Genomic DNA, 26,334 nt, shown 5'->3' on the forward strand with positions numbered 1-26,334 from the left:
TGGTGACAACGCGAGAACGGAACGGAGGTGCCGAACGGGTAATCTGCAAAAACACTTATTTAGCGTTCGATCAGTTTCATGACTATGTCCAGAGCAGATGGTACGGCGGCCACCCCCGACGTCGACCGCGATCGGACCATCCCGTCGTTCGACGTCGGAACCGCCGACGTATCGCGAGCGAAAGCGTTGGTTTCGCTGCATGACGAGGACGAAGCGACGCTCGAGTCGATAGCTCACGTCTTCGAGGACGTCAGCGACGATCTCGCCGGCACGTACATCGACCGGCTACGTTCGGAGTTCGATACCTCGACGGTCGAGACCCGGAGGGATACCGACCGAGCCGCGCTCGTGGACGATCAACGGCAGTACCTACGATCGATGTCGTCCGGGACGTACGACGCCGACTTCTTCCAGCAGCGTCTGGAATCGGACGGAACCGAAACGGTTCTGGCCGGTGATCCTGCGGTCTATCTCGGTTCGGCCAGCGTCTACTACGAAGGAATACTCGAGGAAATCGCCGCGGACGTCAAAGCCGAATACGGTCCTGAAACCGATCTCGAACCGGTCGACGATACCGAACACCACGCAGAGGGTCGTCCAGACAGGACCACAGCGGACCGGACGATACACGGGGATGTCTCGAGCGCCGTCGATGCAGTCGTCGAGCGCTCACTGGCGTTCCTTCGGCTTTCGAAAGTCGACGAACAGCTCGCGATACAGGCCCTCGAAAACGCACAGCGAGACCGAATCGAGGCCTACGAGTCTCAACTCGAGGAGTACGAACGGCGGATCGAAGCCTACGAGTCCCGACTCGACGACACGGAAGGGGGCCAGGAGGTGGTCGAAGACGTCCGGACGTCCGTTCGGTCGACGCTCGAAGACGTCTCCGAATCGACCGCGGAGATCGCTACGAGTACCGACGATATGGACGGCGTCGCAAAAGAGCAATCGGAGTCGATGGAAGAGATCGCCGGTGAAGTGTCCGGGCTGTCAGCGACCGTCGAGGAGATCGCGTCCAACGCCGAAGAGGTCAGCGCCACCAGCGAACGCGCCGAGAACCTCACCGGCCAGACCACCGACACCGCCGAAGAGGCCATCGACAAAATGCAACGCGTCGAAAACGCCGCCGCCGAGGTCACCGACGACGTCGAAGACCTCCGCCAAGGCGTCCAGCGCATCGACGAAATTATCGACGTCATCAACGATATCGCAGACCAGACCAACCTCCTCGCGCTCAACGCCTCCATCGAGGCCGCCACCGCCGGCGAGGCCGGCGACGGCTTCGCAGTCGTCGCAAACGAAGTCAAATCCCTCGCCGAAGAGTCCAAACAGGAGGCCGCCAACATCGAGCAGATGGTCGAACAGATTCAGGACGACACCCAGGACACCGTCGACAGCCTCGAGGACGCAAACGACGAAATCGCAGACGGCGTCGACCTCGTCGAGGATACCGTCGAAAACCTAGAGCGAATCAAGGAGTCGATCACCGAGGCCAGCACCGGCATTCAGGAGGTCGCCATCGCCACCGACGATCAGGCCGCCACGACCGAGGAAATCGCCAGCATGACCGACACCGCGATGGAACGCTCCCAAAACGTGTCCGCGGAGATTGAAGAGATCGTCGCCATCAACGACCAGCTCGAGGAACTCGTCGACGAAATCGACGCCGAAGTCGACCGACTCTCGAGTGCAACGGCCAGCTCGAAGTAATCAGAGGACCGATCAACACGAGAGAATCAGAGGAAAACCTACGAGAAATAATCATGGCAACGACCAACCCGACGGCTGAACGGACCAGTACGCACGTACTCGAGTTCGATCTCGGTGAGAACCGATACTGCGTCGACATCGGCTACGTGGCAGAGATCGTCAACACTGACGAACTGACCGAGATTCCGAACACACCGGACCATATCGAGGGGGTAATGGATCTGCGCGGAGAGACGGCAAAGATCGTCAATCTCCGTACTATCTTCGGAGACGAGGCGGGGACGACGCTCGGTGATCGGATCATCGTATTCAAACGCAAGCGAGATTCGAACGAGCGAATCGGGTGGCTCGCGGACGAAGTCCACCAGGTACAGGAACTCCAAACCGACATCGTCGACACGTCGGTCAACGGAAGCGGAATTGCAGGAATCGTCCGTCGAGAGGAGGAGTTCGTTCTCTGGATCGATCCCACCGACGTCCGGGTCTGATGCCGATACCGACCATCGTCGAGAATAGACGAAGAACGAGCGACGAACGTAGACAATGCAAGAACACGACCGCGAGTACAAGATAGACGACAGCATCAGAAGAACCGTCAACGGAAGCGAACTCACCGCCGAACTCGGTATCGACCGGACCGAAATCGAGTGGCGAAAGGCGTTCACCCGCTTCGACGATGACGACGCCGACCGACTCGAGGCGATGAAGCCGCTGTTCGAGGAGATCTCGGACGACCTGGTCGACGAGTTCTACGATCATCTCGAATCTGATCCGAAAGCGAAAGCGGTCATCGACGACTCGTCAAAGCAGATCGACGCGCTCAAACGAACCCAGCGACAGTATCTCATGGAACTCGCAAGCGGCGAGTACGGACAGGAGTACTTCGATCGTCGGGCCCGAATCGGCAAGCTTCACGAATTGCTCGAGATGGAGCCGAAGTTCTATCTCGGAAGCTCGACGATCTACTACGAAGGGATCCTATCGGCGCTCGGAGACCAGAGCAAAGCACAACTGGAGAGTCAGAGCAAAGCGCAACTGGAGAGTCAGAGCAAAGCACACCTCGAAAGTCGAAGCAGCGACGATCTCGAGAATCGAGCACCGACCGACGAAAAACGGGATGGTACCGTCGCGACAGCGCTCGAGGATGAAGCCCAGCCGGTGGTGGCACTCGCAGACGCAAAACAAGCCGTCGACGACGTCGTCGAGCGGGCCCTTTCGATGCTCAAGCTGACGTCGCTCGACCAGCAGGTCGTGATGGACACCTACATCCACGCCTATTCGGATCTCGAAGCCGAACTCGAGCGCCGGATAGAAGTCTCCGAAAACGTTCAAGAATCGGTACAAGAGCTCAGCGACGGCGCAACAATGGTCTCAGAAGAGACGGACGAGATCAACGACCTGGCGGAACAGCAATCGGAATCGATGGACAGCATCGCCGGTGAAGTGTCCGGGCTGTCAGCGACCGTCGAGGAGATCGCGTCCAACGCCGAAGAGGTCAGCGCCACCAGCGAACGCGCCGAAACCCTCACCGGCCAGACCACCGACACCGCGGAAGAGGCCATCGACAAAATGCAACGCGTCGAAAACGCCGCCGCCGAGGTCACCGACGACGTCGAAGACCTCCGCCAAGGCGTCCAGCGCATCGACGAAATTATCGACGTCATCAACGATATCGCGGACCAGACCAACCTCCTCGCGCTCAACGCCTCCATCGAGGCCGCCACCGCCGGCGAGGCCGGCGACGGCTTCGCAGTCGTCGCAAACGAAGTCAAATCCCTCGCCGAAGAGTCCAAACAGGAGGCCACCAACATCGAGCAGATGGTCGAACAGATTCAGGACGACACCCAGGACACCGTCGACAGCCTCGAGGACGCAAACGACGAAATCGCAGACGGCGTCGACCTCGTCGAGGACACCGTCGAGAACTTGGAGCGAATCAAAGAGTCGATCACCGAGGCCAGCACCGGCATTCAGGAGGTCGCCATCGCCACCGATGATCAGGCCGCCACGACCGAGGAGATCGCCAGCATGACCGATACCGCGATGGAACGGTCACAGGAGATCTCCGCTGGAACCGAAGAGATCGTCGCCATCAACGACCAGCTCGAGGAACTCGTCGACGAAATCGACGCCGAAGTCCATCGCCTGTCCGCCGGTCAGAACGAAATATGAGTGAACAGAGAGTCACCACAGGAGGTCGTAATTGCGGAACCGGCTCAAACACTGAACGTTTCGAACGAAAACCGAACAGCTACAGTGTGAGTTTTAGAACTGTGCGCATGACTATATAACATCCCATGGAATCCAGGAATTAATTGGTGAAGAGTAGTTCCTAAAAGGATAAGAGAGTTCGCTCAATAGAGAGATATATGGACGAAGATATCGTCGCTGATTTCACCGGGCGATTCTTTCTCAAACGGACTGGTGACGACGTCCCCTCCAGCGGGCGGATAATCATGACGAGAAAACGGTTGGTTCTCGCAACGAACGATAATAGAACGACGATTTCCCTTTCACGTGTCGTCGACGTTAACGTCGGCTCCGTCCCGAAACACGTCAGACGGTTTTTCGACGATACGGTGACCGTCGGGTACGAGGCGGACGGATCCGTGCGGAGCGCAGTCATCGAAAGTAACAGCGACACGGTAACCACGTTCGTCGCAATCCTCTTTCGGTGTCTGCTCAACGATCAGCGCGTCTCCGTCTCACATCCGGCTAAAGTCGGTGGCCGTATCAGAAACACGAACGTCGTCGAAGGAAAGCTTCGGATCAAGAAGCGATCGATAGCCGTCGCAACGAAGACGGGTTCGTTCGAGATCGACGTCGAAACGGTCATGGACATCAAACGAACGAACAAGATCGGTGAACGATCCGATCGGGTCACCCTGGCAGTCAAGTACATCGACACGGGTTCCGGGCTGACGAAAACGTCGCTGCTCTCGCCAGAAAAAGGTAAGAACGTGAACTTGCTCGCGAGATATCTTCGCCTCGAGTTCGACGAACTTCGCGACGAAGTCGATCAACTCGAACTCTCGAATCCCGAAAAGCGTGTTCTGGTCAGCGTCCACGCTGCAGGCGGCGATATCGATTTCACGAACATGCTCGACGGAGATCCGGCGTACGTCACGAACGTGCTGAACTCGGTGCAACGAAAAGAGCTGGTCGTCGACGGAGAAAGTGGGATATCATTGACGCCCAAGGGACGGATCGTCGTGAGCCAGCGAATCGAAGACGTCAACGCCTGATCGAACGCCACCGAAAACCGGTGTCGGCTGGCGAAACGTGTGTCACAATCTTGGTCAACATCGTTAAGTTATCCGGGTGTATTGGAATCGCTATGAACGTACTGATCACGGATGATTCCGGATTTATGAGGGATCTCCTCAGGGAAATCTTAGAAGAAGACCACACTATCGTTGGTGAAGCAGAAAACGGTGTCGAGGCCGTCGAACTCTACCGTGAAGAGCAGCCGGATATCGTCTTTATGGATATCGTGATGCCGATCAAAGACGGCATCGAGGCGACCGGCGAGATCACGGATATGGATTCGAACGCGAAAGTCGTTATGTGTACCAGCGTCGAGCAAGCCGAACAGATGAAAGACTCGATCAAAGCCGGAGCAGAAGGGTATATCACGAAACCGTTCCAGAAAGAAAGCGTGCTCGAAGAGCTCAACAGCATCGCCGCCGAGTAATTCCCGACATGGAAATCGACATCCGAGAGCTAGAGACCTATCAGGAACTCGCTCACGACGGTGCCCGCTCAGCTGCCGAATCGCTCTCACAACTGACCGGTATCTCCACCCGCGTCCAGGTCACAGACGTCTCCCTCATGTCTTCGTCGGATCTGGAGTACGAGTTTATCGGGAGCGAGTTCGCGGGCGTCAACATCGATCTGAGCGGTGAGATCGGCGGTGAAGTCCTCCTCGCGTTCGACGAGCAAGGACGCGCTGCGATTACCGACAGGCTCGTTCCGGCCGACGATCCCGAGAAGAAAAAAAGCAGCATCAAGGAGGTGGGCAACATCATGACCAGCGGGTTCGTCGACGGCTGGGCGAACTACCTCGAGGCGAAGATCAAGAGCTCTCCGCCGACGTATATTCAGGGTACCGGAACGGACGTCCTCCCGACATCGGCAATCGAGGAGGATCGTCACCTGTTCGTGTTCCGAAGTCGTGTCGAAGCTTCTCAGGATTCACGGAGCGACCCGATCGATTTCCGCATCCTTCTGGTTCCCGATTCGAAATCGCTCGAGCGCTCGCTCGAACCACAGACGGACAAGATCGTCTCCCTCGAAAAGCTCGAAGTATTCAACGACATGACCAAAGAGGGAGCGCAAAAGGCCGCGACGAACATCACGTCGATGACCGGTATCGAAACGACCGTCAACATCAGTCGGTTGAGTCTGATCCCGATCGAAGACATTCCAACGGAAGTCGGAAGCAAACGTTTCGTCGGGACGGTAATGGAATTCAGAGGGAAGTTTAGCGGCTATCTGATCATCCTCTTCGATCAGCCATCAGGTCGAGCGGTCGTCGATTCGCTCGTTCCGATGGAGACCGACGAACAGTGGGGCGATATCGAACAGGGTGCTCTGAAAGAACTCGGAAACATCATGACAAGCGGATTCATCGACGGTTGGGCAAACGTCCTGAACGCCGAGATCAAACACTCTCCACCGAATTTCGTTGCAGACACCGGCTCGGGGATCTTGACTCCGATCACCACACAGATCGCCAAGACGGACGATCACGCGTTCTTGCTCGACTCGAGTATTCAGACCAATAGCGATAGAGTGTTCACCTGCCAGATGCTGGCGCTCCCTCGACGCGACGAACTCGAGCAGGCGCTCGACGATCTTCTCATCGAAAACTCGGGCAATACTCGGATCGATCCCGACGACCTGTTCTAACGCTTCTGAGCGACTACCGAGGGTGATTTTCTCACGAACCAGTGAAAAAAGCGCGACTTCCATCGGCAGAACGTGAGGAGGTTTGATCGATTTTCCAGTGGTCGCGGTACAGAACCGGTCTTTCGATCGACATAAATCGGAGTCGGTTCACATTGAATCGAAGTTATATTACACCCATACTCTCGTAAATATATAAATAATAGAGGTTAACAACTGAAATATTACTGTGAAAGTAGCATAGGCGATAGGATGGTATCTGTCGGTTAAAAATAAGGAACAGAGAAGCGTGTGAGATTAATGTCGGAAAAGGGCAATATCATCATCTCGGTGAACGAGACAGAACGGAATTCCGTCATTTTTCGGAAAGCTAATAGTTTCTGTTTTGATTAGGAGCAATCGATCGAACGGATTCGAACAGACAGGGCACTGGAGTTGCGTTCGATTATCGTAGGCGGCGGTGGCTCCATCATCACGGAGAAGTTTCATCCGATGACGGTGGTCGTGAACGTCGAAATCAGTCTCCATTGGGTGACAAACGTCGCTACTGACGTTGATAGATCCGGTGTCTGTTATCGACGGCAGCGAACGTCGATTTGAGTTCAGGGGGAATGGTCTCGCTTTTTCCGATGACCAGGTACCGATCCGACCGAAGCGAACGGGCGATCGTCTCGAGCATCGATTGTTTGTATTCCGTGTCGATATATATAAACAAATTTCGACACGTTACCAGATCGAATCCGGATTTCGGATCACCGTTGATCAGATCATGTTTTTCGAACGAGATGTTTTTCTGGACCGAATCCGATACGTGATACGTTTCCGCACTTGCATCGTAGGAGACGTACTCGTCGTAACCGCGAAGATACGAGAGTTCTTCACCGAGATCAGTGGTTCTAGATTCTTCGTAGACGCCGTTTTTCGCAATTTCGAGGGCGTCTTCACTGATATCTGTCGCAAGAATTCGAACGGAAGATTCGTCGATCACAGGATCGTCGTGAACGAGCATCGACAGCGAATACGGCTCTCGACCGTCTGCACAGGCTGCACTCCAGATTTTGAGACGCCGTTCGGTTTTCGAAAGCGTCCGAAGAACGCCTCGAATACCGTCCCAGACGTCCGGGTTCCGGAAAAACCCCGTGACATTTATACTCAGAGAGTCGAGAAGTTCGGCCTGTTCATCCCGGTCGGACTGAACGAGGTCGTAATAGTCGTCGTATTCATCACAGTCGGTTCGACGCATCCGTGCCGTTATCCGACGATCGAGGTAGCTATCGTTATAATGACTTGTTGCGAATCCGAGCTGTCTCTCCATATACTCGAGAAGAGCCGCGAACGAGTCGTCTGTTGTCACTGTGATTTAATTACTGGATAGGGTACGCATAAGGTTGCTGATTACGCTCTGAACGGGATTGGCTAGAAAATGCTATGCATCGACAGCGGAGATTATACGAAATACAGGAGAAAACTCACGGTTTTACCCGTGGGATGAATCCGTCGCTGCCGAATCAAACCACGCTACGATGGCAGCCCAACTCTCAAGCACTTAAGAAATACCAGTATTACATATAACATATGGAACTGCGGCGCACTGTCCCCGTTGCACTTGACGTGGACAGCGACGACGCCGTACTCCTCGACGACACCGTAGACACGTTTCTCTGGTGCACTCAGTACGTCGTAGACCACGCATTCAAAAACGAGTACGACACCACCAGCAAAACCACGCTGGACGACGAAACCTACGACGACATACGCGAGAAAACAGATGGGTTCAACGGTGGGCTGGTGCAAGCCGCTCGGAACAAGGCCGCTGAAGCCTGCAAAAGCGTCGTCGCACGCTGGAAGAACGGCAAGAAAGCTAGCAAGCCCACGTTCACCAGCCCACACGTCGTTTACGACAAGCGCATCGCCACGTTCCACGACGAGTACGTGAGCCTCGCCACCACGGATGGTCGCATCGAAGCCGACTACGTCTTACCCGACGAAGACCGTGACACACCGCACTCGGAATACCTGTTTTCAGACGAGTACGAAACGACGGGTGCGGAACTGCACTACCGCGACGGCGATTGGGTGCTTCACGTCCACTGCAAGATGGAGGTGGAGTCTGACACGTCGGACAAGGTAACACCTGAGAACGGCACAGTTCTCGGGGTTGACCTCGGCGTGAACAACCTCGCCGTTACCAGCACGGGTACGTTCTGGACGGGTGACGAGTTCGATCACTGGCGGCGTGAATACGAGAAGCGACGTGGCTCGCTTCAGCAATGCGGGACACGCTGGGCACACGAGAACATCCAGTCAGTGGGTCGGAAAGAAGAAGGCAGGTTCAAACTGATGCTGCATCGCATCAGCAACGAACTCGTTGCAGAAGCCCGTGAGAACGGGTGTTCGGTCATTGCGTTCGAGGATTTGACCGACATCCGCGAGCGGACTGGTGCGTCGTGGGGTCACAAGTGGGCGTTCGACCGCTTGTACGAGTACGTCGAGTACAAAACCGAAGAATATGGTATCGACGTCGAGGAGGTTGACCCTGAGAACACCAGTCGGCGTTGCTCACACTGCGGGTTCACTCATCCAGACAACCGTGATGGTGAGGAGTTCGAGTGTTTGAAGTGTGGGTACGAGAATCACGCTGACTACAACGCAGCGAAAAACATCGGTTTGCGGTATCTCCGTCGCAACCAGACTGGAGGCGACGGAGGCGCACCATTGAGCGTGCGCTTGAATAGCGCGGGACCATAATGGATTAGCTAAGTCCTGGGAATAGTTCTACTCCACCTGCCGACAGCTGGTTCCTGTAGTGGTACTATCTCGGACAGCTGTTCCCAATACTTCTCTCGATCATTAAGGTCCCGCGGACCACGCGAACGGGCGCGCAGCGCCCGTGAGCGGACAGCGGGACGCTGAACGTGAATGGAGGCTATTCTCCTGCCTCAACTGAGGCTAGAACGGGAGTCCACGCTGAATCCCACCGCTTTAGCGGTGGGTAGCTCAACGCCGACATAGAACTCGTATGTTTCGTATACTATCGTCCAGTGTCAGATTGGACATATTGAGACGATTCGAAAACGAGCGTTCACCGGAAAGGGTGAGAGATTAGCAACGTACCGGCTGAAATTGTTAATCGACCGTATCGGCCAGAACGTCCTTGACAACTTTCGGATTTTCGAGGAGCGTGTGCTCGGTGTAACTTCCCTCGGCACTGCCGCCGCTGTGTCTGGACTGTTCTATGACATCGAGAAAGGCGTGTTCTTTCAAGAGATCTCGAACTCGGCGAAGAGAAAGGGCATCGGTGCCTTCCTGGCGACAGATCTGTTCGTAAACATCGTAGACCCGAGTGGTTCGAAAGCCGTCGTTCTCGTGAGAGAGATCGTCAGCGCAGTGTTCGAGAGAGAGAACGGTCAACGCCTGGAGTGCATAGCGTGAATGTGGCGTTGATCCTCGAATGAGTTCACGGAACCGGTCGACTTCTGCACGCTCCCGGGCCTGGACGACGAAATCTTCGCGAACGGTGTCCGCTCCGTTCGCCTGTGCGATCTCGCCGGCGTATCGAAGAATGTCGATCGCCTTTCGCGCGTCGCCGTGTTCACGCGCTGCTAGAGCAGCTGCACGTGGAATAACGCCGTCCTCGAGAACGGCTTCCCGGAAAGCGTCGCTACGTGCGGTCATTATCTGATTGAGTTGACTCGCGTTGTACGGCGGGAACACGAACTCCCGTTCACAGAGACTGGATTTGACGCGCTCGTCCATCCGGTCTTTGTATTTGATCTTGTTACTGATACCCATAACACCGATCTTGCACTCCGTCACTTTCCCAGCCTCGCCGGCACGAGAGAGCTGCATCAAAATCGCGTCGTCCTCGAGTTTATCGATTTCATCGAGGATAATCAGCGCTACGTCGTACTCCTTATCGAGGATCCGCCAGAGGCGTTTGTAGTACGTCGCCGTACTAATTCCCTTGTCGGGAATGTAGATTTCGGTATCGTCCGTGTTGACGGAACTTGCGATCGTCTGTGCGGCCTGGGTTTCGGTCGTGTCCTGTGCACAATCGACGTACGCGAAGACGGCCTCCACGCCCTCCTCTTCAGCTGTACTTACGAGACGTCTCGAGACGTACTTCGCACAGAGTGATTTTCCCGTTCCCGTCTTGCCGTAGATCAACACGTTGCTCGGACTCTGTCCGAAGATAGCCGGATTCACCGCGTTGGCTAACTGTCCGATCTCTTCGTCGCGACCCACGATTCTTCCCTCCTCTGGAAGGTGGCTAATCTCGAGGAGTTCCTTGTTGACGAAAATCGGATCCGTACGAATAAACAGATCATCGGAGTCGGACATGTACTTGGACACCGTGTTTCCGGTGAATTATCTTGAGCGTTTCGACGCACACACACACACCGGGTTTCCGGTGAAAGTGGGTGCGAAGGTGGGAAGGGTGGAGTTGAAACGGGGGTTCCGATCGAGATCAAGATAGGTCACCACGGACAACCCAAAATTCGATAGCGAGTTTCCATCAGGAGTTACTAACCGTAACCGTAACTACGATCGCCCGTAACCCTACAACAGCAATCGTGCGTTCCTGGAAGAGAGTCGGATCTCTTCAGGACTTCGTGAGAAACACTCGAGAGAACACGTGATTCAAAAGGACCCCAGTTCATCTGGAGAACCGATTGAAGGATCGATATTCGATCCCTTTGTCTTTAGTAGAAGTCAATGGACTATTGGTTCTACGCTTATATATATTTATGGGCTATGGATGTTATTCAATGAACGTTCACTGAATAATATCATGTGAAGAAACGATTTTCTGTTCGGCAGTTGCTTCCAACCCGTATTCTCTCTGAAATACGCTGTCTTAGAACACTCTCTCTGTTGACCTTCTCATTTCTTTCGGAGATTATGGTTTCCCTGAAGACCACCAATCTCGTATTATGCACACCCAGCTTCTCACCGTTTCACCGGAAATCCGGTGTGTGTGTGCGCTGGTTACTTTTTCTTATCTCTGGAATTGGATTGTTCGGGTTGTGATCTGGATTCACCGGAAACCCGGTGTGTTCTCGTGCTAGTGCAGCGAGTCTCGTATCCTCGTATCACTCCAGTGGCATGGACGTCCACACTCCTCTCGATATAGTAGCCATTTCGAGCCAGTGTATATCTGACCGCACGGCGACTGTGCGATCAGTGTGTTTTTAAGCAGCGAGAGAATTCCGCCGGTCACGACGGGCGAGGATGTCACCAGCCGAGCAGTGACGTCCTCGTTCACCGGAAATGGGGTGTGTTCGTCGTCCAATCTCATTCGCATGGAGCTGGTTTTCCACCGGAAATAGGGTGTGTCTTTTCCTTCGAGAACCGAGTGCAGTACCGGTATTCCACCGGAAATTCGGTGTGCTTCCGGTTTCGTATTCGTTGACTCGAGTGGCACGTTCGTCGTACAATCGCCATACGTATGTCCCAGCATGTGCTTGTGTCGTAGCCGCAATCCAGACCGGAGGCGTGTAGTTGTCATTCGAATTGGCTGCGTGATGTTGTCGTGCGTTTCAGAGGCCCCCTCTCGTTTTGGATACGAATTGATTATCAACGCGCTCGTCTTCACCGGAAATCAGGTGTGCGTTCGCTTGACGATCGGAGTTTCTCTCCACTCGAGTGTGATCTCTCCTCTTTTTATTACTCCCCGTCACTGCGTTCGGATGTCTTGACCGACTCCAACGGGATGTCACATCCACTTCACCGGAAACTCGGTGTGTGCGCGAGCCATCCGTTTCGGCGTACCGGAGCTGTCCGAGTGTGACGGCCCTATACCTCATCATCTGATCGCATGATCGCTGTGTGACAGTTGCGTCGCTCGTCGTCGATATGTGGACCGTGGTCGGACGATTGCTACCGTGGGACCGTTATCTTCAGATGGCCATAGCTATCTCGAGCGCCGTAAAAATCAGTGTAGTTGGCACTATCGCTACCCGCTCTCGACACTACGAGGTTTTCGCGACGCCGCCCCGGTCTCCGGTAGCATCGCCGTCGGCCAGGATATCCGGATTGATATCGATATCGAATATCTCCTCCGGAAGCGAGACCGTTACGCACGTGTTCGGCAGGTCGACGATTCCTGCGATACGACTCTCTACTGGTGCCGTACTCAGGATCATGTAGGCCTGCTCTTCGCTGTATCCGAAGTTCGTCATGTAGTCGATCGCATCGAGACAGGCCCGACGCATGCCGACGTTGGCGTTCTTGTAATGTTGCTTTCCGTCCTCGTCTACGGAGTACCCTTCGAAGACGACGTAGTCGGAGAAGTCCGGATCCATATATCCCGGCTTGAACATGGCGTAATCGGTTCCCATTTTCTCCATTCCGTCTTTGATGACGTCGACCTTCAGGTCGACCCAGCCAGCCATTTCGATCGCACCACAGAACGTGATCTCTCCATCTCCCTGTGAGAAGTGGAGGTCTCCGGTGATGAAGTTCGCTCCATCGACGAACACGGGGAGGTACACTCGAGAGCCTCGCCCGAGGTTCTTGATGTCACAGTTGCCCGCGTTCTCTCGAGGTGGGATCGTTCGGGCCGCCTCCTCTGCGGCCTCTTCTGCGTCGTCGTCGTCCATTCCTCCCAGTAGAACGTCGTTGGATTCGGGTGGCAACGCGAGCGGTGGCTGCTCTTCGCGCGTCTCGTGATTGACGGCCGTTTCCGCGTCGGGTCCGCGTTCGATGAGCGCTCGTTCGCGCTCGTTCCACTCCTCTAAGAGTTCGTGGGACGGTGCCGTCCCGAGAATACCGGGATGAGCACAGCCAGGGAATCGAACATCGTCGATGTGTCGGCTACTGGCGATTACACCATCTAGCTCCCAGATACTTTTGCGAGCCTCGGGGAAGTGATCCGTGAGGAATCCACCACCGTTTTCTTTGTCGAAAATAGCGTTGAATCCCCACTCGTGGTCGGGGAACGCACCGAGATCGAGTATGTCGACGATGAGGATATCTCCCGGTTCGGCCCCCGTAACCTCGAACGGACCGCTCAAGTGGTGGTTCGGGTCGAGCGCCATGTCCCGAATATCGTTGGCGCTGTCGTCGTTGTTTACCTGTCCTCCGGTCCAGTCCATGCATTCGATTCGAACCTTTTCTCCTGGATCGATCGATGCGACTGGCGGGACGTCGGGATGCCATCGATTGACGATCGGGTCCGGTTGCTCATCCGGCGGTGCCTCTGTGTCTACCTCAAAGACTGTCTCCGGCATGGTGCATGTTCACTGTTCACTTCCCCCTATTTATATTTGTATGTTGAGATTTCGTCATAACTCCCCTTGAGCGATCTTTCATCCCTCTTCTTTACATAATATGGAATGTTAATTAGTTCGCGGAACACTCGGTTTCCACTCCATGATATGTTAACCAATCAATCGAGCACTCCAGTAGCTAACTATCCGGGTGGCTATTCCGGTCGATTGCATTCCAGTCGATCGACTATCTCGCTGGGTGCTGCGGGTGGCTGAGCGTTACAGAAGAGAGTTTCAGTTACCAACTCATGATTTGGTAATCCCCTTCATTGTATACGTCGGCGTTACTCTCTGTGGGTAAATTATAAGTAATGTTGTTCCATGTGTTCAATTGACATGCGGCCAGATTCATCCAGTCGACAGCGAATCGTGTGGGCGCTCGAACAGACACCGTCGGGAGGATCCGAGGTCGAACGGAGGGAAGATCATGGTCTATAGTGTTCTTGGAATGGGGCTCCTGTTCGTCGGCGGTGTCCTGTTCGTAAACGGGATATGGCTACTCGGCCGTGGCTCCGACGAAGACGTCGCCGTTTTCAACTTCCTTACAGGACTAATAACGTTCTTGATCGTGCTCTGGTGGGGGTTCGGTGACGGCTCAGCTGGTACTCCGTTCGATGCGGCCGGTACGATGTTATTTTCCTTCACGTATCTGTGGCTCGGCGCGAACGCCTACCGCGGCGTTGCCGATCAGCGGTCGTTCGGCTGGTACTGTGCGTTCGTTGCGATCGTTGCCATCCCGACGGGCTACCTCGTTCTTTTGGACGGCGATCTCGGACTCACCGCCCTGTGGTGGGTCTGGGCTGCACTCTGGGCGTCCTTTTTCCTGCTGTTAGGATTACAACGAGACGAATACACGGCTCCAGTCGGTTGGTTCACGGCGCTCGTCGGCGTTGTTACGGCCGTCTCGGGATATCTCATGGCTGCCGGATTCTGGCCCTGGGCCTGAGGTATCCAGGCTGGTCAGGCCAGCGATTCCTCGGCGTACACCCGATCGTACGACTCCGGTAATACCGCGGCGTCTTCGTGTAATAACGCGAGTACGAGATACTCAACATGGGATCGGAAATAGTCGATGAGTTCTGCGATCCGGTCTGCGTCGATCGCTTCGAGGGAATCCAGCAGTATCATCGGAACGACTTCCTGAACATCGTGGGTCAGGTAGCCGGCCAGCGCCACGACGAGTCCGACGACCTCTCGTTCACTTTCGCTCAGGTGCGTCACCTCGTCTTCGTAGGCGGTTCCGTCGTCGTCCGTTCGAACGATGTGCAGCGGAAACGTCGTCTTATCGTCGTGCGTTCGCCGCTCGATCCAGACCCGCTCGATGTTCTCGTACGCGAGACGATCCAGAACCGCTTCACTGTGCGTGTTGAACGTCTCGATGACGTCTCTTTCAATGGTTTCGGCGCGCGATCGGAGCGAGGTAATGCGCTCCGTGATATCTCCACGACGTGTCTCGAGATCAGTTGACTTGCTTACCCGGTACTCGATTTCGGTAATTTCGTCTTCGAGCTCACGGAGTTCCTGTTCGGTCTGTCCCCGATTGTACTCCAGTTCGCTCAGTCGTTCGTAGTCGCTGTGGGTTTCGTCTGCGATGGTGTCTATCGACTCGAGCGTCTCCCGGTGTTCGGAAACCTCCTCACGCAAGCGATCTGCCTTTTTCGCCAGCGTTTCGATCGACTCGGATCGTCGCTCGAGTTCGCGTTCGAGATCCGCCTTGCGCGATCGGAGCTCCTGGCGTTTTTCCATCCGGCGCTGGATGGAGTCGTATCGAGAGCGTCGTTCCGCGAGCGTTTCTCGAAGTTCTTCGCGTTCGTTTCGTTTGGATTCGACCAGTCGTTCCAGTTCGTCGAGACGAGCCGTGATCGCTTGGCGCTCGATGTCGCTACCACAGGTCCAACACTCGATGGATTGACTCATCGGATCCAGACGATCGATCGTTTCGTCGCTGACGGCGAGTTCGGATACGATCTTGCTCTCTCCGTCCAGCACCTGTCTGTTTTGGGACCGAATCGTCGAGAGTTCGGTGATCGTTTTCGAGAGCTCCGATTCGCGTCCCTGGAGTCGTTCGATCTCTCCCTGGATTTCGCGCTGTTTAGCTTCGCGAACGTCGATCTCGGAAAGTGATTCCTGGACGGTCTCGAGTTCGCCCGCTAACTCGTCGCGAATCGATCGTTGTGTTTCCAGTTCGGATTTCGTCTCCTCTCGGTGTATCCGGAGCTCTTCGATCCGTTCGAGTACGGATTCTGCGTGCTCGACGTTTTCGTCGTCGCTCGCTTCTGGCTCGAGTTGGCTTCGGACGGCGTCGAGGTTCGCTGTGATCTCCTCGAGGCGGTTCTCGAGTTCGGTTCGCTTTTGTTCGAGCGCCGGCAGTCGTTTTCGATCGCGTTCGATTTCGTTCAACTGTTCGTCTAGCTGCGTACGCTCGGACTGGAGTTCGTTGATCTGTCGCGTCAACGTCTCCGTGTCGATCGGAGCGAGCAGGAGATCAGCGAGCTCGTCGCCCGCCCTGACCGCACGCCTGAGGGCGTTGTCTTCGAGTAGGCACACGAAGAGGTCGATCAGTTCGTCGGCGTCGCTGTAGGTGTTCCCTTCGGTTCGAACGCCAGTTTGGGTCCGCTCGTATCGTCGTTCGTAGGTCTCCCCACCGATAGTCATCGAAACGTGGCCGCGATCTGCGTCCCGTTTCAGTACGCCTGCCGTCCCTCCGAGTCCCCCGGCTGCGGCTCGAAGCAACGACGTTCGGTTAGTCGCGTTTTGACCGGTGAGAATCGTTACACCCGGGGATAGGCGTAGATCAGTCGAATCGATTCCACCGACGTTCGTGACCTCGATAGATACTTCGGAGGATGATGAGGCGAACTGTTCCTCTCGATCGTTACTGCTCTCCATATAATTACCCGTAGTATAGCGCCCATCTCTTTAAATGATTTGCTTGGTACGGTACGCTGGCAAGCCCGACGATGATCTGTTGTCGGCGTAACCGGAACTGGTTTTTCATCCGCGTTCGAACACGACTGTATGGATCAGGGTACGAACCTCCCTCACGAGGGCGACGCGGATCCGACGGAGCCTACTGATTGCTGTAAGGTGGGACGAGTCGCTCTGGCGTTCGACGTTACCGAGGCCGTCACTCAGCTCGCACGCGATCGACGTAGCGGCGATAGTTATCGAACGCTCGCAGAACAGTTCAACAAAGATTTGATCGAGAGCGCGCTGGAACGTGCCGATATCGAGAGCGACCGATCAATTCACGCGGCGTTGGTCGGGGACGATATCGCGACCGAAGTGTATCGCCTCTTTCGAACTGATAGTGACTCCGACGTCCGTCGAGCGGAGGTCCGTGCCCGGCTTTCCGATGCGGGAGTCGACGTCGATCGTCTCGAGTCCGCGCTCGTGTCTCACGTGACGATCCGGTCGCACCTCACGGAGTGTGTGACCGTCGAGGTCGACGAGTCACCACCTTCGTTCGAACGAACCGTCAACACCACGCAGTGGGCTCATACGCGCGCATCGAACGTCATCCAGAGCACGCTCGATCGGGCAGTCGATCACGGTCACCTTCGGACCGGCCCACTCGAAGCCGAGCTATCGGTACGGGTAACGTGTACGGTGTGTGGCGATTCGTTCTATCTCACGGACCTGCTCGACCAGCGACGCTGCTCGTGTCATCACGATCGATGACCGCCGCCAAAATACTATATACTCATAGAGAATACGATTCACCGTCCTTGCGATGGTCACGGAACACGGTACCGATCAGCGCCACAGAATCCCGCCACCGGAGGAGTTCGTCGATCAGGCGAACGTTTCCGATCCGTCGATATACGACGCATTCGACGAGCGCTGGCCCGACTGCTGGGAGCGGGCGACGTCGCTTCTCTCGTGGGATCGACCGTACACCGAGATCCTAGAACGGATAGAGCAGCCGCCGTACCGGCGGTGGTTCTCCGATGGCACGCTGAACGCCTGCTACAACTGCGTCGATCGACACGTCGAAGCGGGCAGAGGTGACGAGCCTGCACTGCGATGGGTTCGCGAAACAGGTGACCGTCGAACGTACACGTATGCGGACCTCGAGCGGGAGGTAAACGCCGTCGCGGCCGTGCTACGGGATCTCGGCGTGTCCGCCGGTGATCCCGTCGGGGTCTACATGCCGCGTCTTCCGGAGCTACCCATAACGATGCTCGCAGCAGCTCGACTCGGCGCGCCTCACATGGTGGTTTTCGCGGAGTATTCCCCGTCCATGGTCGCTTCGTTCATCCGTGAAACCGGTGTCGAGACACTCGTCACTGCGGACGGGTACTCTCGGAACGGGGAGTTCCGTGACCTGGCCTCGAGCGCGGAAAACGCTATCGAGAGCGTCGATCACGACGTGACCGTCGTTTCGACGACCCGAACGGATGAACCCGATACCGACACTGTCGGACTGGACTTCGACGCGCTTCGGGCTGCGTCTCGCGGACGGACGGTAGAGCCAGTGACGAGAACGAGCACTGATCGGCTGTTCGTCACCTACGCATCCGGACCGACGGGTACCCCGACCGGCATGACGCATCTGATCGGATCGTACCTGTCGTACGTCGCCTGGACCACGTACGCGGTTCTCGACGTGAAACCGAAGGACACGCTGTGGTGTCCCGCGGGTATCGAGTGGATCACCGGTCACTCCTACGTCGTATACGGACCGCTCGTACTCGGTGCGACGACGATTCTGTACGAGGGGGCGTCCGACTATCCCGACCCTCACCGACCCTGGGAGATCATCGAGAACAACGACGTCAACCAGTTCTATACGACCCCGACGGCGATTCGGACGTTTATGGATTGGGGTGGAGAGTATCCGACAGCGCACGACCGCTCGTCGCTTCGCCTGCTCGGCACGGTCGGCCAGCGAATCGAACCCGAGACCTGGCGGTGGTTTTACGAACACGTCGGGAACGAACGCTGTCCGATCGTCGACACGTGGTATCAGGCCGAGACGGGCGGAATCACCCTTTCGACGCTGCCGGGTATCTGTGCGATGAAGCCGGGATCAGTCGGACCACCGCTTCCGGGGATCGATGTCGCTGTCGTCGATGCGATCGGAGACCCTGTCGAATCCGGCGATGCGGGCTATCTCACGTTCGAACGACCGTGGCCGGGGTTCTTCCGACCAGTCGGCTCCACCGATCAGGCAGAACGCTACTGGACCGAGTTCGGTCATCCGGACGATCGGTGGATATACTTCGCCAAAGACGGTGCCCTCCGTGACGAGGAGTACATCACCGTTCTCGGTCGGTTAGACGATATCATCAACATCGGCTATCACAGCAAGAACCGCGTTCACACCAGCGAGATCGAACGGACGATTCTCGATCTCGAGGCGGTCGAAGACGTCGCGGTCGTCTGTGGCACACACGAGATCAAAGGCGAAGCACCGTACGCCTTCGTCGTCCCTGTGGATCGATCCTCGAGTGATATCCACGAAACGATAGCCGAAACCGTCCGACTCGACCTCGCCGCTCAAGCGTGTCCGGAAGCCTGTTATCTCGTTCCCGAACTTCCCCGAACATACTCGGGGAGCGTGCTTCGGCAGGTGCTTACGGATCTCCTCGACGGCGAGTACCTCGGGGATACGGACATGCTTCGAAACCCGGGTGTACTCGATCACATCGCCGTCGAAATCAGACAAAATCATTCTTCCACTCGGTGAAACCGTCGTTCGACCCCCTCGAGCCGGTTACTGTTGCAGCCTTCGACCCGCCCACGACGATGCATTTTATAATGGTGGACTCGGTAGATATTCGAGAACACACCATGGTGGACAATGACGTGTCCCCGGAGTCACTCGTATCGACTGCTACGAGGGATACAAGCGAGACCCGGGAGTCGAACTTCGACGCCGGAACCCAGCTTGCCGAGACTGTTCGATCGACGCTCGGCCCGAACGGACTCGACAAGATGCTGGTCTCGAACGGAACGGTCGTCGTCACGAACGATGGTGCGAGCATTCTGAATCGCCTCGACATCTCACATCCGGTCGCAACGCTCATCGTCGAAGTCGCTGAACAGCAGGATGTGACCGCTGGCGACGGGACGACGACCGCGGTGGTCCTCGCCGGCGAACTCCTGTCGAAGGCAGACTCGTTGCTCGAAAAGGGGCTACACCCAGCAAAGATTACCGAGGGATACCAGATCGCCGCGTCGCATGTGGTTTCCCTCCTCGACAAGAGAACCGTCTCGATCGATTTCGACGACGATCGCCGGCTTCGGGATATCGCACGAACGGTCGTTACCGGGAAGTGGGACGAGTCGGGAACTGAGTTTCTCGCAGACCGGGCCGTCGAGACCGTTCGTTCGATCGAGCGTGACGGTCGGATCGGCTTCGAGCGGATCACTCGGAAGACGATCCCTGGTGGATCGTTCTACGACTCGCAGGTTATCGACGGGCTCGTCATCGACATGGAGGAGTCCTCGACGAGCGTCGTCTCGCCGGGGATCGATCTCCCGCGGCGACTCGAGGACGCTACCGTTGCACTGGTCGACGAGGAACTCTCGGTCGAGACAGCCCAGGGAATCGGTGCCGTGAGTGTGACGTCCTACGACGAATTCGAGGCCCTTCAGGGATACGAACGGGAGATATACGACCAGTACGCCGAGGCGATCACGGCCGTCGGTGCGGACGTCGTCTTCTGTCAGCAATCGATCGACGAACCGGTCCGATACTCGCTTGCCGAATCGGGTGTCCTCTCGGTCGAACGAACACGACGGGACGAACTACACAAACTGGCGCGAGCGACCGGTGCCAGGGCGGCTCCGATCGACGACCTAGATCGTGCGAGGGTCGGTACCGCATCGATCGTCGAACGACAGTCGCTCGGATCGACCGAGATCACGATAGTCTCCGGATTCGAGGCGTTCGATCAGGTGTCGGTTCTGTTTCGCGGCGGAACCGAACACGTCGCAGCCGAGACGAAGCGAATGCTCGACAACTGTTTTTTCGCCCTAAAACTCGCTCTCGAGGACGAAGCGGTGATTCCCGGCGGTGGTGCCACCGAAGTCTCCCTTGCACGCGAACTCAGATCCGAGGCGACGGCCCGATCCGGGACGGAACAACTCGCCATCGAGGCGTTTGCGGACGTCCTCGAGACGGTTCCGAAAACGCTCGCCGAGAGCAGCGGGCTGGATCCCATCGATACCCTACTCGAGTTACGGACCGCACACCACGACGGCAGGCACACTGCTGGATTAGATCTCGACCGCGGCACGGTCGTCGATATGATCGATCACGGTGTACTCGAGCCCCTGCACGTCAAGCGACAGGCTATCTCGAGCGCTGCTGAGGCGGCGAATCTGGTCACTCGTATCGACGGTACGATCGCGCTAGATGGCGAACTCGGCGGTCACGATCACGGTCACGACCACGATCACGGTCCCGGCAACGTCGTACACAGCACTGAGGGGTACCCCTGGGCCGTGGGCCACTCGATGGGTCACGATCACGGCTGATCGCTCGTTCGAGGTGTGGATCTCGTGACCGCCGCATCGTAACGTTGCGCTGTGTCCATTGCTTACCAGATCATAGTTTGGTAACTAACCGTGTGCTCGGGTACACCTGACGAAGCTTTTTGTAATGGAACGGAGAATCACGAACTGGAACATGTGTTCATCGACCTCCCTTCCCAGGATTGATGACTGTCTCGAGCTCTATCTCATCGTCACGGACCGCCACGGGACGTCGACGTTCACTCGAGACGACATCAACCAGTATCGTCACATCGAAGATGTCGAGTCACTTCTCGAACTGGGGGTCGCGTACGGCCTGTTCGCCGTCGATAGCTCACAGTATCGCATCCGGTGTGAACCCGATGCCTCCAGGGCGGACTGGCAGGAAGCGACTACTGAGCGCGCGACAACCATCCAGCGAACGATTTCGAACCGCCTCGAGTCAATGCGCGGTTCGGGAGCAGTCAACGGATCGGTGGCCGCTACTGGTTCGAAGACGACCGTCGACTCGGATACGACTACTGATTCAGTGAGAACTGAACTGCAGAGAGACGACGGGAGAGAGGTGTTACAGCACGAGTCGGATCGATATACGAGCGTTTTCGTGAGCGAATCCGACGGGTTCGACGCCGTCTTCGAGGCCCTAGTATCCGTCCCCGTGGACGACTGTGCCGGTGTCGTGCTCCGGGCACCTGGCGAGTACGCAAGCCACGTCCAGCGGTTCGCAGATCGGCTCTGTACGAACTCCATCGTCGACGAGTCCTCGCTCTCGACGTCCTATCGGAAGGAGTATTCCGACGTCGTCGGTGACGATAAAAACGAACTCGAGTTCAGGTTGTTCCTCCGGGAACTGTCCACGTGAGCCGCGTCAGCCGCTCGTGTGTTCGACGTCGAACACCGTTTCGCTCATCGTCCATCCACCAGACTGGAGGTTCTGTGAGAACGTCACCTGTTGGCCGAACGGATCAGTCGCGATGACCGAGTACGTGTCCGTATCGATCACGTCGTAGGTCAGTTCGTGATTGTTTACGGTCACCGTATCGCCGGCCTCGAGTTCGTTGAACCGCTCCGTAATCTCCGCCGGTTCCAGTGACTCTCCAACGCTTTCGGTGTCCTCTCTCGTCATCACTACGTTGATGAACTGGTGCCACGGTCTTATGTTTTATTACGATACCCTTTTCGACCGCCGATGACGCGAAACCGGACGAACACTCGGATATGCCAATCTTTACCATTCGAAAGCCGGTACATCGCCGCATGTCGTCACGACCCGATCCACTCGACTCCGACTCGGTCGACGATCCGCGAGCCAGCGAACTGATGGAGAACGCCGAATCCGGCTGGTACGGAGACAGCGCCTTCTTCGGCGCGATGGCACACTGTCCAGAGATTCTCACCGCCATCGGTGACGTTTTCGAATCGTTCGGACAGGGCGAACACGTCGACCCCTCGCTGCTGGAGTTGATGCGGCTCAAAGTGGCTGAATCACACCAGTGTGCCTACTGTGCGACCGTCCGGACCCTGGAGGTTCGAGAGGACGTTGCACCCAAAGAAGACGCCGTTTTCGGTGAGGTGGATCCGGAAGGCCTGTCCCGTCGAGAATACCTCGCCATCTCGCTCGCAGCGGATCTCTCGACGGACCCTCACAGGATCAGCGACCAGTTCTTCGGGGACCTTCGAGAGGAGTTCAGCGAAGCGGAGATCGTCGAACTCCTGTTGTTCGGTTCTCTCGAGGTCGGCCTCGACCGATTCTGTATCGCACTCGAACTCCAGACGACCGATGACAGTGCCTATCCCGACGATCTCGAGTACCCACTCGAGAATCCGCGTCCGAAAACGACCTGAACGCTCGCGTGACGCTCGGAATCTCCAGATATCCTTCCGAAAATCACAGTCCACTCATCTATATATCTGATTAAATATATGTGGTGATAATAGTCATTCTCTCGAAACTGACGACGCAATCCTGTTAACCAGCAAGTAGGTGGTATTTGCCAGGATCCATGGGACTTCCCACAACGATCACGATGTGACAGGTCATTCCGAGTATACCGCTTCAGATGGTGGTTATACGGTACTTTTACACTACCGTGGTTACGGTATCTGAGATCGTCACTTCGTGATCACTCGAGAAACGAGAGTTTAGCTGAGATACGATTTACGCCGGACGAAATAAGTATGTAGATACTATTCACTAACTACCATATTTATTATATTCTACAACTACGCTATACTGTTATTTTTCGTTCCGTCGCCATCCTCCTGATCGATTCAGCAACTACTGTTTAGCCGTGGTGAGAATGTCAAAGTCACCGTGGCCATTACAATTGTAATTAGTCACGATTACGTAGGTATCTGTTGGAATATCAGGCCATGCTATCGATGGTAGATTGTGTAGTCGATTGTTGGATTTATCCCACGACTAACGGTCGTGGGATTTCCCCTTGATTCCGTGTAACTAAGAACCAACGCGCCACAGTACACAGGGATGTCCGTGGATGAGCCAATCTCGGTCGGGATCCTCTGTGAGCCGTACCTCTACGAGTGGCACGTCCGCGCACTCGAGACGCTCGAGAACGAATTGGACGTTCGAATACCACTCGTCGTGAGCAACGCCCGAAACCGTGACTGCGAACTCGAGTCCTGGAACGACCGAAAACGCGTTCGTCTCGACGACTTCGAACAGTTCTACGACGCAATTCGTCGAGAGGGCGCGTGGTCGTTCGTCCTCGCTGAACGAACCCTCGCGAGGATACTTGGTGACGAACAGCAGCTGTGGCATCGCCACACCGTTGATACCGTCGCGTGTCTGGAAAACGCCGCCCACGTTCGCTGTGATCCCTCCATGGAGAAGGGATGGTTCGAGTTCCCGGACGAGATCGTCACTCGAGTCGCCGCCGACTGTGACGTCGTCGTCTTGTTCGGCTTCGGACTCATTCGTGGTGCAATATTGAACGCACCGGAATACGGTATTCTGAGCTTTCACCCCGCAGATATCAGGTCCTACCGCGGGATGGGACCGCCACCGATGTTCCACGACGGTGCCGAAATCGCCGGCACGACGTTGCAGCAACTGGACGAATCGATCGACGGAGGGAAGATCGTCGCCTACGACGACGTCGACATCAGCGATTGCTATACCTTATGGGACGTGTTCGATCGAATCGTTCGCGTACAGATCGAACTCCTGACGAATGGAATATCCGCGGTGACCAGACCTGATTTCGAGCCGACGACGGTCCCAACCGCTCAACTCGGTGATCTGTACTATCGGGAGACACGTCGAACCGTTGGATTCTCCGGCCGGATTTTACTGAACAACCTCCTCGGCCGAACGGTTCGCCAGACCACCAGGCTCTCGAGACACCTCTCCCGTCTCGGTTCAGGTCCTGGCCACCGTACTAACTGATCGATCCGATTCGTCTCTCGGAATCACTCGATTCGATACAGTCACCAGTGTCGAACAAAAATCTACCTACAATACACATGTAATATGAATAGTTTTGATTCCGTGCATTTAATATATGCCACTTCCGTAGAGGGTACCATGTACGACCTGACTGGATTCCAGCGTGACCTGCTGTACGTTGCTGCTGGTCTGGACGAACCGCACGGGCTGGCAATCAAGGACGAACTCGAGAAGTATTACGAATCCGAAATTCATCACGGTCGACTCTATCCGAACCTCGATACGTTAGTCGACAAGGGACTCCTCGAGAAAGGGACCAAAGATCGCCGCACGAACTTCTATACGGTAACCCGCCGCGGTCAGCGCGAGGTCGAGGACCGACGTGGTTGGGAGGATCAGTACGTCGAGGACCTCCTCTAGGAGGAACGCCGTCCCGAAGTCGAACGAGATCGAATTCGACGTCAGTGCAGTGGACTCGGGGCCGACTGGACCGTCGGTTGCGGCCCTCCCTGCGCCAACGGCGACACGTTCTCCGCGACTCTCACCGAAAGATCGATCTCGAGAGTTTTCAGCTGGGCGGTGCGATGGTCGCCGTCCGAAGGGTACCCCCGCCTCTCGTTGCCGATTCCCTCCTGTCCCCTGGAATCGGTTCTTTGTTCCTCGCGGTTTCGTTGACGGGCCACCCACCTCGTCAAGAGAACACGTTTTATACGAGTGATGGTACTTGCATTGGTATGTCCATCGAGAGCGATCTGATCGACGTCACACGCGAGGATCGTATCGCGACGATTACCCTGAACCGTCCTGAACGCAAGAATGCGCTTTCGCGGGCACTCGTTTGCGATCTCATAGAGACGGTACAGTTCCTCGAGGAGACGGCGACTCGAGTCGTTATTATCCGGGGTGCAGGCGGGACGTTCAGCGCCGGCGGCGATCTCGAGCAATCTCCGGACGAGTTCGTCGAGGAGGTTTCGAAATCGATCGACGTGATCGATGCGATCCACACGTCTCCCGTCCCGTACATTGCAGCGATCGAGGGAGCGGCCGTCGGAGGGGGACTCGAACTCGCACTCGCGTGTGACCTTCGGGTTGCCGGCGTGGAGGCGCGAGTCGGGCTTCCCGAGACGACCGTCGGGATCTTCCCGTGTGCGGGTGGGACGAGGTTTCTTCCCCGGATGATCGGAACGACGCGAGCGAAAGAACTGGTGCTCACCGGCCGCCTGATTTCGGGCGACCGGGCGGCGTCGTGGGGCCTGGTCAACCGTGCCGTCGACGCCGCCGACGTAATGGATACCGCGTCCGATCTCGCAGAGGCGATCAGCTCGAACTCACCGACGGCAGTCGAAGCCACGCTCAGATCGACGAACGAAGCGTTCGACACGCCCGTCATCGAGGGTACTCGATGGGACGAGGAACTCGCGCAAACCGTCGCTCACCATCCGGATTTCGAAGAGGGAAAGCAGGCGTTCCTCGAGAACCGGTCACCCGTCTTCGAGGACCGATAGTGGACGCTTTCGTCCTCCGACCGCCAGAGGGCGCGTGAATCGCGGG

The 26,334-nt window shown here is 56.3% G+C and carries 22 protein-coding genes; 16 read left to right on the forward strand and 6 right to left on the reverse strand.

Translation table 11 applies throughout. The features are described 5' to 3' along the window. Nucleotides 1–84: 84 nt before the first annotated feature. The 6 genes from EA462_RS16445 (at nucleotide 85) to EA462_RS16470 (ending at nucleotide 6,621) form a co-directional block, all read left to right on the forward strand. Nucleotides 85–1,710, forward strand: a complete 1,626-nt coding sequence (locus tag EA462_RS16445) for a globin-coupled sensor protein (RefSeq protein WP_124179664.1) — start codon at nucleotides 85–87, stop codon at nucleotides 1,708–1,710. A gap of 53 nt (nucleotides 1,711–1,763) precedes the next feature. Further along, nucleotides 1,764–2,198: a chemotaxis protein CheW gene (locus tag EA462_RS16450; RefSeq protein WP_124179665.1), complete on the forward strand. Its 435-nt coding sequence runs from the start codon at nucleotides 1,764–1,766 to the stop codon at nucleotides 2,196–2,198. Nucleotides 2,199–2,253: 55 nt separating this feature from the next. Next, the gene (locus tag EA462_RS16455; RefSeq protein ID WP_124179666.1) at nucleotides 2,254–3,882 is read left to right on the forward strand and encodes a globin-coupled sensor protein; all 1,629 of its coding nucleotides are present in this window, start codon (nucleotides 2,254–2,256) and stop codon (nucleotides 3,880–3,882) included. A 197-nt stretch (nucleotides 3,883–4,079) separates the two neighbouring features. Beyond that, nucleotides 4,080–4,955 carry a CheF family chemotaxis protein gene (locus tag EA462_RS16460; protein ID WP_124179667.1) on the forward strand — a complete coding sequence of 292 codons (876 nt, stop codon included), beginning with the start codon at nucleotides 4,080–4,082 and terminating at the stop codon, nucleotides 4,953–4,955. A 92-nt stretch (nucleotides 4,956–5,047) separates the two neighbouring features. Beyond that, the gene (locus EA462_RS16465; protein WP_124179668.1) at nucleotides 5,048–5,404 is read left to right on the forward strand and encodes a response regulator; all 357 of its coding nucleotides are present in this window, start codon (nucleotides 5,048–5,050) and stop codon (nucleotides 5,402–5,404) included. An 8-nt stretch (nucleotides 5,405–5,412) separates the two neighbouring features. Continuing rightward, on the forward strand, nucleotides 5,413–6,621 hold the full coding sequence (locus EA462_RS16470; protein ID WP_124179669.1) for a chemotaxis protein CheC: 1,209 nt from the start codon (nucleotides 5,413–5,415) through the stop codon (nucleotides 6,619–6,621). A gap of 294 nt (nucleotides 6,622–6,915) precedes the next feature. Here the strand turns inward: EA462_RS16470 and EA462_RS18010 are convergent, their stop codons facing one another. Together EA462_RS18010 and EA462_RS16480 are read right to left on the reverse strand one after the other, a co-directional pair. Continuing rightward, entirely contained in the window at nucleotides 6,916–7,146 is a 231-nt protein-coding gene (locus tag EA462_RS18010) for a DUF7385 family protein (protein ID WP_124179670.1), read from the reverse strand. Nucleotides 7,147–7,162: 16 nt separating this feature from the next. Continuing rightward, nucleotides 7,163–7,972, reverse strand: coding sequence for a CheR family methyltransferase (locus tag EA462_RS16480; protein WP_124179671.1), 810 nt, complete (start codon nucleotides 7,970–7,972; stop codon nucleotides 7,163–7,165). Nucleotides 7,973–8,193: 221 nt separating this feature from the next. On the opposite strand from EA462_RS16480, the gene EA462_RS16485 reads away from it, so the two are divergent. Then, entirely contained in the window at nucleotides 8,194–9,366 is a 1,173-nt protein-coding gene (locus tag EA462_RS16485; protein WP_124179672.1) for an RNA-guided endonuclease InsQ/TnpB family protein, read from the forward strand. Nucleotides 9,367–9,744: 378 nt separating this feature from the next. Here EA462_RS16485 and EA462_RS16490 read toward each other — a convergent pair whose 3' ends face one another. Next, nucleotides 9,745–10,959 carry a Cdc6/Cdc18 family protein gene (locus EA462_RS16490; protein WP_124179673.1) on the reverse strand — a complete coding sequence of 405 codons (1,215 nt, stop codon included), beginning with the start codon at nucleotides 10,957–10,959 and terminating at the stop codon, nucleotides 9,745–9,747. Nucleotides 10,960–12,590: 1,631 nt separating this feature from the next. Continuing rightward, nucleotides 12,591–13,850: a formamidase gene (fmdA, locus tag EA462_RS16495; protein ID WP_124179674.1), complete on the reverse strand. Its 1,260-nt coding sequence runs from the start codon at nucleotides 13,848–13,850 to the stop codon at nucleotides 12,591–12,593. Nucleotides 13,851–14,316: 466 nt separating this feature from the next. On the opposite strand from fmdA, the gene EA462_RS16500 reads away from it, so the two are divergent. After that, nucleotides 14,317–14,835 (forward strand): AmiS/UreI family transporter, encoded by a 519-nt coding sequence (locus EA462_RS16500; RefSeq protein WP_243641457.1) that lies wholly within the window; start codon nucleotides 14,317–14,319, stop codon nucleotides 14,833–14,835. A gap of 14 nt (nucleotides 14,836–14,849) precedes the next feature. Here the strand turns inward: EA462_RS16500 and EA462_RS16505 are convergent, their stop codons facing one another. After that, nucleotides 14,850–16,778 (reverse strand): archaea-specific SMC-related protein, encoded by a 1,929-nt coding sequence (locus EA462_RS16505; protein ID WP_124179675.1) that lies wholly within the window; start codon nucleotides 16,776–16,778, stop codon nucleotides 14,850–14,852. 129 nt (nucleotides 16,779–16,907) lie between these two features. On the opposite strand from EA462_RS16505, the gene rdfA reads away from it, so the two are divergent. The 4 genes from rdfA (at nucleotide 16,908) to EA462_RS16525 (ending at nucleotide 22,236) form a co-directional block, all read left to right on the forward strand. Continuing rightward, nucleotides 16,908–17,570, forward strand: a complete 663-nt coding sequence (gene rdfA / locus EA462_RS16510; RefSeq protein ID WP_124179676.1) for a rod-determining factor RdfA — start codon at nucleotides 16,908–16,910, stop codon at nucleotides 17,568–17,570. 52 nt (nucleotides 17,571–17,622) lie between these two features. Next, the gene (locus EA462_RS16515; protein WP_124179677.1) at nucleotides 17,623–19,581 is read left to right on the forward strand and encodes an AMP-binding protein; all 1,959 of its coding nucleotides are present in this window, start codon (nucleotides 17,623–17,625) and stop codon (nucleotides 19,579–19,581) included. A gap of 104 nt (nucleotides 19,582–19,685) precedes the next feature. Beyond that, nucleotides 19,686–21,377 carry a thermosome subunit alpha gene (gene thsA, locus EA462_RS16520; RefSeq protein WP_124179678.1) on the forward strand — a complete coding sequence of 564 codons (1,692 nt, stop codon included), beginning with the start codon at nucleotides 19,686–19,688 and terminating at the stop codon, nucleotides 21,375–21,377. Nucleotides 21,378–21,528: 151 nt separating this feature from the next. After that, nucleotides 21,529–22,236, forward strand: a complete 708-nt coding sequence (locus EA462_RS16525; RefSeq protein ID WP_124179679.1) for a hypothetical protein — start codon at nucleotides 21,529–21,531, stop codon at nucleotides 22,234–22,236. Nucleotides 22,237–22,242: 6 nt separating this feature from the next. On the opposite strand, the gene EA462_RS16530 is transcribed toward EA462_RS16525, so the two are convergent. Continuing rightward, complete coding sequence (locus tag EA462_RS16530; RefSeq protein WP_124179680.1) at nucleotides 22,243–22,500, reverse strand: transcriptional regulator; 258 nt, start codon at nucleotides 22,498–22,500, stop codon at nucleotides 22,243–22,245. Nucleotides 22,501–22,631: 131 nt separating this feature from the next. On the opposite strand from EA462_RS16530, the gene EA462_RS16535 reads away from it, so the two are divergent. The 4 genes from EA462_RS16535 (at nucleotide 22,632) to EA462_RS16550 (ending at nucleotide 26,288) form a co-directional block, all read left to right on the forward strand. Continuing rightward, nucleotides 22,632–23,219 (forward strand): carboxymuconolactone decarboxylase family protein, encoded by a 588-nt coding sequence (locus EA462_RS16535; protein ID WP_124179681.1) that lies wholly within the window; start codon nucleotides 22,632–22,634, stop codon nucleotides 23,217–23,219. Nucleotides 23,220–23,862: 643 nt separating this feature from the next. Continuing rightward, on the forward strand, nucleotides 23,863–24,783 hold the full coding sequence (locus EA462_RS16540) for a formyltransferase family protein (RefSeq protein ID WP_341538910.1): 921 nt from the start codon (nucleotides 23,863–23,865) through the stop codon (nucleotides 24,781–24,783). A 138-nt stretch (nucleotides 24,784–24,921) separates the two neighbouring features. Beyond that, nucleotides 24,922–25,203, forward strand: a complete 282-nt coding sequence (locus EA462_RS16545) for a helix-turn-helix transcriptional regulator (RefSeq protein WP_124179683.1) — start codon at nucleotides 24,922–24,924, stop codon at nucleotides 25,201–25,203. 314 nt (nucleotides 25,204–25,517) lie between these two features. Further along, nucleotides 25,518–26,288, forward strand: a complete 771-nt coding sequence (locus EA462_RS16550) for an enoyl-CoA hydratase/isomerase family protein (protein ID WP_165872116.1) — start codon at nucleotides 25,518–25,520, stop codon at nucleotides 26,286–26,288. Nucleotides 26,289–26,334: the final 46 nt, after the last annotated feature.

The organism is Natrarchaeobius halalkaliphilus, from assembly GCF_003841485.1.
Lineage (GTDB): Archaea > Halobacteriota > Halobacteria > Halobacteriales > Natrialbaceae > Natrarchaeobius > Natrarchaeobius halalkaliphilus.

Bases quoted from the DNA above. Each gene is read 5' to 3' on its own strand.
- rdfA (WP_124179676.1), top strand. From the start codon at position 16,908: ATGGATCAGGGTACGAACCTCCCTCACGAGGGCGACGCGGATCCGACG.
- EA462_RS16530 (WP_124179680.1), bottom strand. From the start codon at position 22,500: ATGACGAGAGAGGACACCGAAAGCGTTGGAGAGTCACTGGAACCGGCG.
- EA462_RS16490 (WP_124179673.1), bottom strand. From the start codon at position 10,959: ATGTCCGACTCCGATGATCTGTTTATTCGTACGGATCCGATTTTCGTC.
- EA462_RS16445 (WP_124179664.1), top strand. From the start codon at position 85: ATGTCCAGAGCAGATGGTACGGCGGCCACCCCCGACGTCGACCGCGAT.
- EA462_RS16485 (WP_124179672.1), top strand. From the start codon at position 8,194: ATGGAACTGCGGCGCACTGTCCCCGTTGCACTTGACGTGGACAGCGAC.
- EA462_RS16505 (WP_124179675.1), bottom strand. From the start codon at position 16,778: ATGGAGAGCAGTAACGATCGAGAGGAACAGTTCGCCTCATCATCCTCC.
- fmdA (WP_124179674.1), bottom strand. From the start codon at position 13,850: ATGCCGGAGACAGTCTTTGAGGTAGACACAGAGGCACCGCCGGATGAG.
- EA462_RS16525 (WP_124179679.1), top strand. From the start codon at position 21,529: ATGTGTTCATCGACCTCCCTTCCCAGGATTGATGACTGTCTCGAGCTC.
- EA462_RS16545 (WP_124179683.1), top strand. From the start codon at position 24,922: ATGTACGACCTGACTGGATTCCAGCGTGACCTGCTGTACGTTGCTGCT.
- EA462_RS16455 (WP_124179666.1), top strand. From the start codon at position 2,254: ATGCAAGAACACGACCGCGAGTACAAGATAGACGACAGCATCAGAAGA.
- EA462_RS16540 (WP_341538910.1), top strand. From the start codon at position 23,863: ATGTCCGTGGATGAGCCAATCTCGGTCGGGATCCTCTGTGAGCCGTAC.
- thsA (WP_124179678.1), top strand. From the start codon at position 19,686: ATGGTGGACAATGACGTGTCCCCGGAGTCACTCGTATCGACTGCTACG.
- EA462_RS16470 (WP_124179669.1), top strand. From the start codon at position 5,413: ATGGAAATCGACATCCGAGAGCTAGAGACCTATCAGGAACTCGCTCAC.
- EA462_RS18010 (WP_124179670.1), bottom strand. From the start codon at position 7,146: ATGGAGACTGATTTCGACGTTCACGACCACCGTCATCGGATGAAACTT.
- EA462_RS16500 (WP_243641457.1), top strand. From the start codon at position 14,317: ATGGTCTATAGTGTTCTTGGAATGGGGCTCCTGTTCGTCGGCGGTGTC.
- EA462_RS16450 (WP_124179665.1), top strand. From the start codon at position 1,764: ATGGCAACGACCAACCCGACGGCTGAACGGACCAGTACGCACGTACTC.
- EA462_RS16535 (WP_124179681.1), top strand. From the start codon at position 22,632: ATGTCGTCACGACCCGATCCACTCGACTCCGACTCGGTCGACGATCCG.
- EA462_RS16550 (WP_165872116.1), top strand. From the start codon at position 25,518: ATGTCCATCGAGAGCGATCTGATCGACGTCACACGCGAGGATCGTATC.
- EA462_RS16465 (WP_124179668.1), top strand. From the start codon at position 5,048: ATGAACGTACTGATCACGGATGATTCCGGATTTATGAGGGATCTCCTC.
- EA462_RS16515 (WP_124179677.1), top strand. From the start codon at position 17,623: ATGGTCACGGAACACGGTACCGATCAGCGCCACAGAATCCCGCCACCG.
- EA462_RS16460 (WP_124179667.1), top strand. From the start codon at position 4,080: ATGGACGAAGATATCGTCGCTGATTTCACCGGGCGATTCTTTCTCAAA.